At 41.8% G+C, this 11,081-nt stretch carries 7 protein-coding genes and 1 pseudogene; 6 read left to right on the top strand and 2 right to left on the bottom strand.

Features of this window, described 5'->3' with window-relative positions:
• Window positions 1-254: 254 nt before the first annotated feature.
• From lrp to serS, 5 genes are all read left to right on the top strand, one after another.
• A complete protein-coding gene (gene lrp / locus LGZ98_RS17720) occupies window positions 255-749 on the top strand; it encodes a leucine-responsive transcriptional regulator Lrp (RefSeq protein ID WP_011145896.1) in 495 nt (164 codons plus the stop codon).
• Window positions 750-879: 130 nt separating this feature from the next.
• Entirely contained in the window at window positions 880-4,254 is a 3,375-nt protein-coding gene (locus tag LGZ98_RS17725) for a DNA translocase FtsK 4TM domain-containing protein (RefSeq protein ID WP_262978353.1), read from the top strand.
• Window positions 4,255-4,453: 199 nt separating this feature from the next.
• Window positions 4,454-5,065: an outer membrane lipoprotein periplasmic chaperone LolA gene (gene lolA, locus LGZ98_RS17730; protein ID WP_262978354.1), complete on the top strand. Its 612-nt coding sequence runs from the start codon at window positions 4,454-4,456 to the stop codon at window positions 5,063-5,065.
• Window positions 5,066-5,072: 7 nt separating this feature from the next.
• Window positions 5,073-6,416 carry a replication-associated recombination protein A gene (locus tag LGZ98_RS17735; RefSeq protein WP_228901120.1) on the top strand — a complete coding sequence of 448 codons (1,344 nt, stop codon included), beginning with the start codon at window positions 5,073-5,075 and terminating at the stop codon, window positions 6,414-6,416.
• A gap of 230 nt (window positions 6,417-6,646) precedes the next feature.
• Window positions 6,647-7,936, top strand: a complete 1,290-nt coding sequence (serS, locus tag LGZ98_RS17740) for a serine--tRNA ligase (protein WP_112878978.1) — start codon at window positions 6,647-6,649, stop codon at window positions 7,934-7,936.
• 95 nt (window positions 7,937-8,031) lie between these two features.
• On the opposite strand, the gene LGZ98_RS17745 is transcribed toward serS, so the two are convergent.
• A complete protein-coding gene (locus LGZ98_RS17745) occupies window positions 8,032-8,832 on the bottom strand; it encodes a BPSS1780 family membrane protein (RefSeq protein WP_113042230.1) in 801 nt (266 codons plus the stop codon).
• A gap of 445 nt (window positions 8,833-9,277) precedes the next feature.
• A complete protein-coding gene (locus LGZ98_RS17750; RefSeq protein WP_229015637.1) occupies window positions 9,278-10,075 on the bottom strand; it encodes a BPSS1780 family membrane protein in 798 nt (265 codons plus the stop codon).
• Between the two features lie 303 nt (window positions 10,076-10,378).
• Here LGZ98_RS17750 and tssD point away from each other — a divergent pair.
• Window positions 10,379-10,693 (top strand): annotated as a pseudogene (gene tssD / locus LGZ98_RS17755) (type VI secretion system tube protein TssD); the annotation flags it as partial.
• Between the last annotated feature and the right edge of the window lie 388 nt (window positions 10,694-11,081).

Consider the following 11,081-nt stretch of genomic DNA (forward strand, 5'->3'; position numbering starts at 1 on the left):
GCTCATTTACTTTGACAATCGGCTGTGCATTTGCGAAAACATCACTGTAAGAGATAATTATCCACCTCGCTAAATTCGTTTCTATAAAAATCGACATGCGGATAATTCCCTCTAGTGTAGCATTAAAAAAATGGCCTGTGGGTTGCTTTACGCTGATAGAGCGAGGCTTTAACTTTAAGACATCTTTTCCAACTCAAACTCAAGAGATAGGGGAAAATGTTATGGGTGTAGGAAAATAAAGAGAGATCAACAAAATGATAGATAATAAAAAACGTCCGGGAAAAGATCTTGATCGCATAGATCGTAATATCCTAAATGAGCTACAGAAAGATGGGCGAATTTCTAATGTAGAACTGTCTAAACGGGTAGGTTTGTCTCCAACTCCGTGTCTGGAGCGTGTTCGTCGTCTGGAACGCCAAGGGTTTATTACTGGATACACGGCATTGCTGAATCCTCACTATTTGGATGCATCTTTGCTGGTATTTGTTGAAATTACCTTAAACCGTGGTGCTCCAGATGTTTTTGAACAATTCAACGCTGCTGTACAAAAATTGGAAGAGATTCAGGAATGCCACTTAGTTTCTGGTGATTTCGACTATCTATTGAAAACTCGCGTACCAGACATGTCAGCTTATCGTAAGTTGCTAGGCGAAACTTTGTTGCGTTTGCCAGGTGTTAATGACACCCGCACATATGTTGTGATGGAAGAAGTTAAGCAGAGCAATCGTCTGGTCATTAAGACTCGCTAAAATCTTACCAAAAATGTACAGGTGCAAAACTGGAAAAATTTAGGTACACTCCTGTTTATGCATACAGTTTCAACGCTGAGCTATCTCGGCGTTGTTCCGTTAAATCAACAGGAAACCTGGAGAGCCTTTCTTGAGCCAGGAATATACAGAAGATAAAAATATTAAATTAAAGAGACTGAGTAGTGGGCGCAGGCTGTTAGAAGCTGTATTGCTTGTCATTGTTATCCTAGCGGCTTATCTGCTGGTCGCACTTGTCAGTTTTAACCCTTCTGATCCCAGTTGGTCTCAGACTGCATGGCATGAGCCAGTGCATAATTTGGGTGGTGGTGTGGGTGCATGGCTGGCCGATACGCTGTTTTCTGCATTTGGCATTCTAGCTTATGTCATCCCCCCAGTGATGATATTGGGTTGCTGGACTGCTTTTAAGCAACATGATGACCGAGAGTATGTCGATTTCTTTGCGTTGGCTTTGCGCGTTATTGGCGCATTGGCAATCGTTTTGACTTCATGTGGATTAGCGGCACTGAATGTTGACGATCTCCATTACTTTGCTTCCGGCGGTATTATTGGCAGTCTGTTTAGTCGTGCGATGTTGCCTTGGTTTAATGAATTAGGCGCAACTTTGGTCTTGCTGTGTATTTGGGCAATTGGGTTGACGTTATTTACTGGTTGGTCATGGTTAACCATTGCTGAAAAAACGGGAGCAGTAATTCTGGGAGCAATAGGATTTATTACCAATCGTAGCCGTAATGAACAGGAATATATGCCATACGGTGAAACGGCTATTGAGAGGGAAGATCCCGCCGATGATAAAACAGAATTTGAATTTACAGCGGCTGATATTGATCATGATGATGTACTATTTACAGTACCTTCAGCCGTAGAGTTAGCAAAAGCTGAACTGGACGAACCAGAATTGGTGAAAGCAGAAATCGAACAAGAACAGCCAATAGATATTCCTACCACTAATATGGCTGATATTGATGCTGAACCTGAAATTCTGGTTAATACATCCGATGATATTGCACGGCCTCAGTCATTAGTAGAAGAGAGCGAAAAGAATAATGACGAACCTGTTCGTTATGTATTTGAAACGCCTGCTGAGTACCATTTTGAACCTATATCTGAATTTAATCGTGAAGCGACGCCAACATTTGAGCCCGTCGAAAATAGCCGGAATAGCAGCGACACCTTCACTTTTATGCCTGAAACAGAACCAAAAAATGTTGTAGCAGCAACCTCAACCTCTGCAACGGTTATAACAGGCAACTCTCAGGTTAAGCAAGGAATCGGGCCAGAACTACCCCGTCCTAATCCTGTCCGTATTCCAACCCGCCGTGAACTGTATGGCATTAAAGTGCCTTCACAACGTCTTGCAGAACAACAGCGTGAAGAAGAGGTCAAACAACAAGCAGGTGGAGCGGATGATGATATTGAGTCTGATAAACAGCAAGAAGCGTTGCTGAGTCAGCAGTTTCTTGAACAACAGCGCGAGCGTTATCGTATTACGACGGATACAGAAGAACAGGCCCCAATCCAGCCTCAGATAAGACAGAATCCATTTGAGCTGGAAAATGAGCCTTCGGTGGAAAAACGGGCTCAAACAGCGACAGAGACTGTCAAACAGACAGTTGAGCAGCCGCAATATAAGCGTTATCAGGCGCAAGGTCACCAGGAAAAAAAAGAGCTTTCTGCTCTGGAGAGTTTATCGATTTTAAATAACTTTTCACCGGTTGAAGATTTAGTTGAAAAAGAGCCGGCAGAGCCGTTATTTATGCCTTCTGCTCAATCAGCACCGGAAAATCAATCAGAACGACCCACAGAAATTGCTTTTGTGTCAGCACCTGTACACAATGTTGTACAGCAACCGCAGCAACCGCAGCAACCGCAGCAACCGCAGCAACCGCAGCAACCGCAGCAACCGCAGCAACCGCAGCAACCGCAGCAACCGCAGCAACCGCAGCAAGATAGCTTATTCCATCCGTTTTTAGTTCGTAACGATCAACCGTTGCCAAAACCAACGACACCAATGCCTTCGCTCGATCTGCTAACCAGTCCTTTAGCGGAAGAAGAACCCATTGATATGTTTGCCCTTGAGCAAACGTCCCGTTTGATTGAAGCGCGTCTGAGTGATTATCGAGTTAAAGCTGATGTTGTGGGTTTTTCACCCGGTCCGGTGATTACCCGGTTTGAACTGGATTTGGCTCCGGGTGTTAAAGCCTCACGTATTTCCAACTTATCAAGAGATTTAGCACGTTCTCTATCAGCGGTCGCTGTGCGTATTGTTGAAGTAATTCCGGGTAAACCTTATGTTGGCTTGGAATTGCCGAATAAAAAGCGCCAGACGGTCTATTTGCGTGAAGTATTGGATTGTGAAAAATTCCGCGATAATCCGTCACCACTGACAATTGTGTTGGGTAAAGATATTGGCGGCCAGCCGGTTGTCGCTGATTTAGGTAAAATGCCGCACTTGCTGGTGGCGGGTACAACCGGTTCGGGTAAATCTGTTGGTGTCAACGCCATGATCCTCAGTATCCTCTATAAAGCAAAACCAGAGGATGTCCGCTTTATTATGATTGACCCAAAAATGTTGGAGTTATCGGTTTATGAAGGTATTCCGCATCTGTTAACCGAAGTTGTTACTGATATGAAAGATGCTGCTAATGCACTGCGCTGGTGTGTCGGTGAAATGGAACGCCGTTATAAACTGATGTCTGCATTGGGTGTGCGTAATTTGGCGGGTTATAACGAAAAGGTTAAGCAGGCAGAAGAGATGGGACGCCCAATTCCTCATCCATTCTGGAAGCCGGGTGACAGCATGGATGTTACTCATCCGGTGCTGAAAAAAGAACCGTATATTGTTGTTATGGTAGATGAATTTGCTGACTTAATGATGACCGTCGGTAAAAAAGTTGAAGAGCTGATTGCCCGATTAGCACAGAAAGCGCGTGCGGCTGGTATCCACTTGGTTCTGGCGACTCAACGCCCATCTGTCGATATTATTACCGGCTTGATTAAAGCGAATATTCCGACTCGTATTGCCTTTACGGTTTCCAGCAAAATTGATTCCCGCACCATCCTTGATCAAGGCGGCGCTGAATCCCTGTTGGGCATGGGGGATATGCTTTATCTGGCGCCAAACTCCTCAATTCCGGTGCGTGTACATGGTGCATTTGTTCGGGATCAGGAAGTTCATGAAGTGGTTAATGATTGGAAAGCTCGTGGTCGTCCAGAGTATATTGATAGCATTCTCAGTGGTGGTGATGATGCTGAAGGTGGCTTAGGCATTGACAGCGATGAAGAGCTAGACGCCCTGTTTGATCAGGCAGTTCAATTCATAACGGAAAAACGACGAGTTTCGATTTCTGGTGTCCAGCGCCAATTCCGTATTGGTTATAACCGAGCGGCGCGTATTGTGGAACAGATGGAGGCACAGCAGATTGTCAGTGCTCCGGGTCATAATGGTAATCGTGAAGTATTAGCTCCACCGCCACATGAGAGCTGATATACCCGTTATCTTTCAAGTTGCCTCTTTGTTGGCTGCACTCGCTCACCCCGGTGACATAGTTCGTTATGCTCCCGGGGATTCGCTTCCTTGCCGTCGCGATGCATCTTGAAATCCATAGGGTATAGTGAATATTGAACGTTGAAGACCCTGATAATAAATCACGTGAAGTAATAACATTGAGAAAGGTATCTCTGATATGAAAAAGCTGATATTGATTGGTTGTTTAATGGCTGGCATGAGTATCAATGCGGTATGGGCAAATGCCAGCAAGGATTTGCAGGAGCGTTTGGGTAAAGTAAACAGTTTTCATGCCAGCTTTACTCAAACCGTCACCAGTGATGATGGAGCAACAATTCAGGAAGGTGAAGGGCAATTGTGGGTTAAACGACCAAACCTATTTAACTGGCATATGACATCACCTGATGAAAGCGTCTTGGTATCGGATGGTAAAACATTGTGGTTTTATAATCCATTTGTTGAGCAGGTAACGGCTAATTGGTTGAAAGATGCTACAGGTAACACGCCGTTTATGTTAATTACTCGTAACGATGCTAAAGATTGGTCCCAATATAAAATTAGCCAGCAAGGGAATGATTTTGAACTGACGCCGAATAATGTCACTGGTAATCTGAAACGTTTCTCGATTACCGTCACGACGGATGGCACTATCCAAAAATTTTCTGCTATTGAGCAGGATGGACAAAAGAGTGCTTATCAATTAAAAGGGCAGCAAAATACCCATGTGGATGCGGCAAAGTTCAGTTTTACGCTACCGAAAGGCGTTACGCTGGATGATCAGCGCCAGTGAGGTTTAAGTGAACAACCTGTCACTCGATTTTTCTCAAAATGAATTTCAGCCATTGGCCGCGCGTATGCGGCCGATGACATTAGAGCAATATATCGGGCAGCGGCATTTACTCGCTGAGGGAAAACCTCTGCCAAGGGCTATCCGGGCTGGACAACTGCACTCCATGATTTTATGGGGGCCACCGGGGACGGGCAAAACAACATTAGCTGAAATTATTGGGTATTATGCTCAGGCTGATGTTGAACGGATATCTGCGGTCACTTCCGGTATCAAAGAGATACGTGAATCGATTGAAAAAGCGCGTCAGAACCGGAATGCAGGGCGTAGAACTATCTTGTTTGTTGATGAAGTACATCGTTTTAACAAAAGTCAACAGGATGCTTTTCTGCCACACATTGAAGATGGCACGATCACCTTTATTGGTGCGACGACAGAAAATCCCTCTTTTGAACTGAATTCCGCATTACTTTCACGAGCGCGTGTCTATCTACTTAAGTCATTGACAACAGAAGAGATTGAGCAGGTTCTTGAGCAGGCCATGAATGATAAAGAGCGTGGTTATCGTGGACAGAATATCGTTTTGCCCGAAAACACCCGTCGTATGGTGGCGGAACTGGTTGCAGGCGATGCTCGTCGCTCACTGAATCTGCTTGAAATGATGGCGGATGTGGCAGAAACCGATGCTCAGGGGCTGAGGGTTTTGACACCGGGGCTATTGAAAGAAGTCAGTGGAGAGAGAAGTGCGCGTTTTGATAATAAAGGTGATCGTTATTACGATTTGATTTCAGCACTGCATAAATCTATTCGTGGTTCTGCACCTGACGCTGCGCTTTACTGGTATGCTCGAATTATTACTGCCGGTGGTGATCCGTTATATGTTGCCCGTCGTTTATTGGCTATTGCTTCCGAAGATGTTGGTAATGCCGATCCTAGGGGAATGCAGGTAGCGATTGCTGCATGGGATTGTTTTACCCGTGTTGGGCCGGCAGAAGGTGAAAGGGCGATTGCTCAGGCTATTGTTTATCTTGCTTGTGCACCGAAAAGCAACGCTGTTTATACCGCTTTTAAAGCAGCAATAGCTGATGCGAAGGAAAAACCTGATTATGATGTTCCTGCACATTTACGCAATGCATCGACAAAATTGATGAAAGGGATGGGGCTTGGCGAGGAATATCGTTATGCCCATGACGAACCTAATGCTTATGCGGCGGGTGAAGTTTATTTTCCGCCTGAGATGGGGGAAACCCGCTATTATCATCCGACTAACCGAGGGCTAGAAAGTAAAATAGGCGATAAACTCGCCTGGCTTGCTGAACAGGATCAAAATAGCCCGATAAAACGCTATCGCTAACATTATTGTTGCGGTAAGGTTGGCAGGTAAAATATCTTATGGCCCATCAACTTGTGTGGGCCTATTCACATCATCTATACCTAATGGATTTCAAGATGCATCGCGACGGCAAGGGAGCGAATCCCTGGGAGCATAGCGAATTATGTGACTGGGGTGAGTGAGTGCAGCCAACAAAGAGGCAACTTGAAAGATAACGGGTATAACTTAATAACGACAAGCACAGGACTAGCATGCTCGATCCAAACATACTGCGTAATGAGCTAGACGCAGTCGCCGAAAAACTGGCTCGCAGGGGTTATACCCTTGACGTGGATACGCTGCGCAAACAAGAAGAGCGCCGTAAAGTTTTACAAGTTGAAACTGAAACCCTGCAAGCAGAACGTAATTCCCGATCGAAAGCTATTGGTGCAGCAAAAGCCCGTGGTGAAGATATTGATCCGCTACGTCAGGAAGTGAACCAGTTAGGTGAAAAGTTGGATACAGCGAAAGCCGAACTGGAAAAACTTCAAGCTGAAATCCGTGATTTGGCTTTAAGTATCCCTAACATTCCAGATGACTCTGTACCGGTAGGTAAAGATGAGAACGATAATTTGGAAGTGAGCCGTTGGGGTGAGCCAGGTAAATATGATTTTGAAATTCAAGATCATGTTTCATTAGGTGAATTGACCAATGGTCTGGACTTTGCCGCCGCGGTTAAACTAACCGGTTCACGCTTTGTGGTGATGAAAGGGCAAATTGCCCGTCTGCATCGGGCCTTGGCGCAATTTATGCTAAACCTTCACACAGAACAGCATGGCTATTTGGAAACTTATGTTCCCTATTTGGTAAACCATGAAACCTTATATGGTACGGGTCAATTGCCGAAATTTGGTGAAGATCTTTTCCATACTAAGCCGCTGGAAGAAGAGGCGGAAAGCCATTACGCGCTGATCCCAACTGCTGAAGTTCCGATAACCAACTTGGTTCGTGGTGACATTCTGGATGAAAATGAACTGCCATTGAAAATGACCGCTCATACCCCTTGCTTCCGTTCAGAAGCGGGTTCTTATGGTCGTGACACTCGTGGCCTGATCCGTATGCACCAGTTTGATAAAGTTGAGTTGGTTCAGATTGTTCATCCTGATGAATCAATGGATGCATTGGAAGCATTGACAGGACATGCAGAGAAAGTACTGCAATTACTGAACCTGCCATATCGTAAAGTTTTATTGTGTACCGGTGATATGGGTTTTAGCGCATGCAAAACTTATGACTTGGAAGTGTGGTTACCAGCTCAGAACACATATCGTGAAATCTCTTCCTGTTCTAACATGTGGGATTTCCAGGCGCGCCGTATGCAAGCACGTTTCCGCGGTAAAGAGGATAAGAAAACTCAATTACTCCATACTCTGAATGGCTCTGGTTTAGCTGTAGGCCGTACTCTGGTTGCCATTATGGAAAACTATCAGCAAGCCGATGGTCGTATTGAAATACCCGAAGTATTGCGTCCATATATGGGTGGTTTGGAATATATTGGTTGATTATTGTATTAATGAAAAGCGCCAGATTTGGCGCTTTTTGCTTCTTCTCTATTGATTTTTTTGTTGAAAATAAAGTTATTAGATTTAGTAAAGATTTAACTAATTAAAGAAGATAATTTTTCCTTTCCGATAAAAATGCTACGGTAAGAGGAATAATAGCTGACTAAAAATAGGGGAATGGTTATTAAAAGACCTAAACCTAAAGTCATGATAGAAATTATGAACATTATTGCCATGACCATGAAGAATAGGAAACCGGGTAATAAATTCTTCTTCACAACTTCTAGGCTCATTGATATGGCAGCACCAAATTTCAAATTATGGATAACAATTAATGCTGGTGCGAACCAGGTTAAAGCAGTACCAAAAATGTTAAAAATAAGCAGAACAAAGGCACCAAGGTATAATGGAGATAGATCATTTGGAAATACTTCAACCGGGATCTCGTCATATTGGCTATCTAACAATATATGAGCCATTGTATTACTGCTGATAATAAACATTGCGACAATTCCAAGAAGAATGATGCCAAATGATAAAGCACCCACGCCAAGCAGTGATACAAAGTTTTTCTGAAATCCGTTGAATAGTAGCTTTATTTCGAATTGTCCAGTTGTTCTTTGTTTTTCGCACACGGCAATAATACCACCAAAAAATACCGGACCAAAAAGTACAGTAAATATCCCAAGGAAAGGAATAAGCTGTAAACCAGATATGATAATGAAATAAATGATACCAAGTAGTATCCACATACCCAATTTACGTTTGACGATATCCCATGCTTGACTAATCCATTCCATGCCTTCTGTGCTACTGAGGGATTGACCACCAGGGATAAATACCTCCTGATTGTTGTATATAGCGTTGGAATTAAAACTTAGGTTCTTATTATCCATGTATTTTCCAATTTAATTATTGACTTGTAATTTATTGAATCGCTTTTTCTGTCTGCATCTTCAAAGTTACAATCATCCGTAAAAAGCTGGTAAGTATAATATATTAAATTTGTTAATCAACAAGCACTAAATAGGAGTAATTAACTAACAATGTGGTGGATTTATAAACAATGTTTTGCTATTTATTTTTTAACTTGATCAAATGGTTTTATCATTATCTAAATAACTAAGATATTTATGTAATATATTGTAGTTTCTATCATATAACTTAATTAATATCGATATTTCAATACCGATCTTTTATCATGAAAAAACAAACCTCATTTTGAAATATCGAGATTTGTTCATGATCTGAATGCCAAATTGGCACTTTTTTGTCTTCGTTATATTTTGCTGAAAATAAAGTAATTATTTTCAGCAAATAGTAGATGTATCTTCTAGCTAATTAAAATGTAAATGATTTCTCCTTACCGATAAAAATGCTGCGGTAGGAGGAATAATGACTAACTAAAAGTATTGGTATAGAGATTAGAAAACCTAAACCAAAAGTCATTACCGAGATTATGATAATGATGGCGGAGGTGATAAAGAATAATAAACCAGGTAATAGATTCTTTTTCACTGCTGTCAGGCTCATTGATATGGCAGCACCAAATTTCAAATTATGAATAACAATTAGCGCTGGTGCAAACCAGGTCAATGCGGCATTCACAATTGATAAAACCATCAAAATAAAGAGACTAAGAAGTAATGAGGACAGGCCATTTTGAAGTATTTCGGTTGGGATTTCACCATGTTGAGCGACTAATAGAAGATGAATTACGGCACTACCTCCGACAATAAACATTGCGATAACACCGAGGAGTATAATACCAATCGTTAAAGCACCAATGCCAAGCAGTGATGCAAAGTTTTTCTGAAATCCGTTGAATAACAGCCCTAGTTCGAATTCTCCGCTAGTCCTCTGTTTTTCGCACACGGCAATTATACCGCCGATAAATACTGGGTTCAAAAACCAGGCAAATATTCCGATAAAAGGAATAAGCATGAAACCAGCTATACATATAGAATAGACAATATAGAGTAGTATCCACATGCCCCATTTGTTCTTGACAAGTTGCCATGCTTGACCAATCCATTTCACACCTTCTGTGCTACTGAGGGACTGACCATCAGGAATAAATACTTCCTGATGGTCATTAGACATAGCGTTGGAGTTAGAATTTAAGTTTTGATTATCCATATAATTTTCCAATTAATTTTGTTGATTCATAATATTTTAAACCGCTTTTTTGGCTGCATCTTGGAAGATGTAGTCAGATTGAGAGATTAGGTAAACATATTATATTAATTCCATTGTTCAACAAGTATTAAATATAAGTGAAGACCAGAAAATATAAATAATTTTCTACAAATTGTTGCTAAATATTTTTAATTGTATCAAATTGATAATAATTGTAATAAAGTGTTTCAATGTTAACTGATGGCTAAATTTAATTAATTTCTAACCTATAAAATCGGAATGATTTTAATTCCATTGGGTAAACACCATCCCATAACATTTAAAAAACCTGTTGATAAATCGTCACCGCTTTTGGGAATAGCGATGTCAGAAAATGAAGTATTGGACGGTATGTTTGATATTTATCGAACGAATCAATCCGGGATTCAGGAGTTATATTATACTATAAAGGTAATTGAGGCGACGATAGTTGATTTAGCTGTTTATCACCCCCATTCGATAACACATGCTGGCGCACAGCCGCAGGAAACGATATCTTTACGTTATAAGAGTATCACATGGACTCATCATATAGCAGGGACAAGTGCTTATAGTATTTGGGATGATCGCGTTTATTAATTTATTTGCCGGTAAAATAGTGTTGTTTTACCGGCAAAATTACCACTTGTTTTTCCTATAATGCCTGCTGTGTGCGATCATAAATGTGATATTACATAATATGGCTAGTACAATAGAACTATAAAATACAAAATCATTATATGAAGTAGACACGCCAAAAAATGGAATGCATCCGGTATGAAAAACATGTAGATGGAAAAGATCAGATGCCATCATAAGTAATATAGCTAATAAATTAATATATACCCGTCATCTTTCAAGTTGCCTCTTTGTTGGCGGCACTCGCTCACCCCGGTCACATAGTTTGCTATGCTCCCGGGGATTCACTCCCTTGCCGTCGCGATGCATCTTGAAATCCATAGGGTATAAACATCATAGGGAATTAAAA

The organism is Photorhabdus kayaii (assembly GCF_025384895.1).
In the GTDB taxonomy this organism is placed as follows: domain Bacteria; phylum Pseudomonadota; class Gammaproteobacteria; order Enterobacterales; family Enterobacteriaceae; genus Photorhabdus; species Photorhabdus kayaii.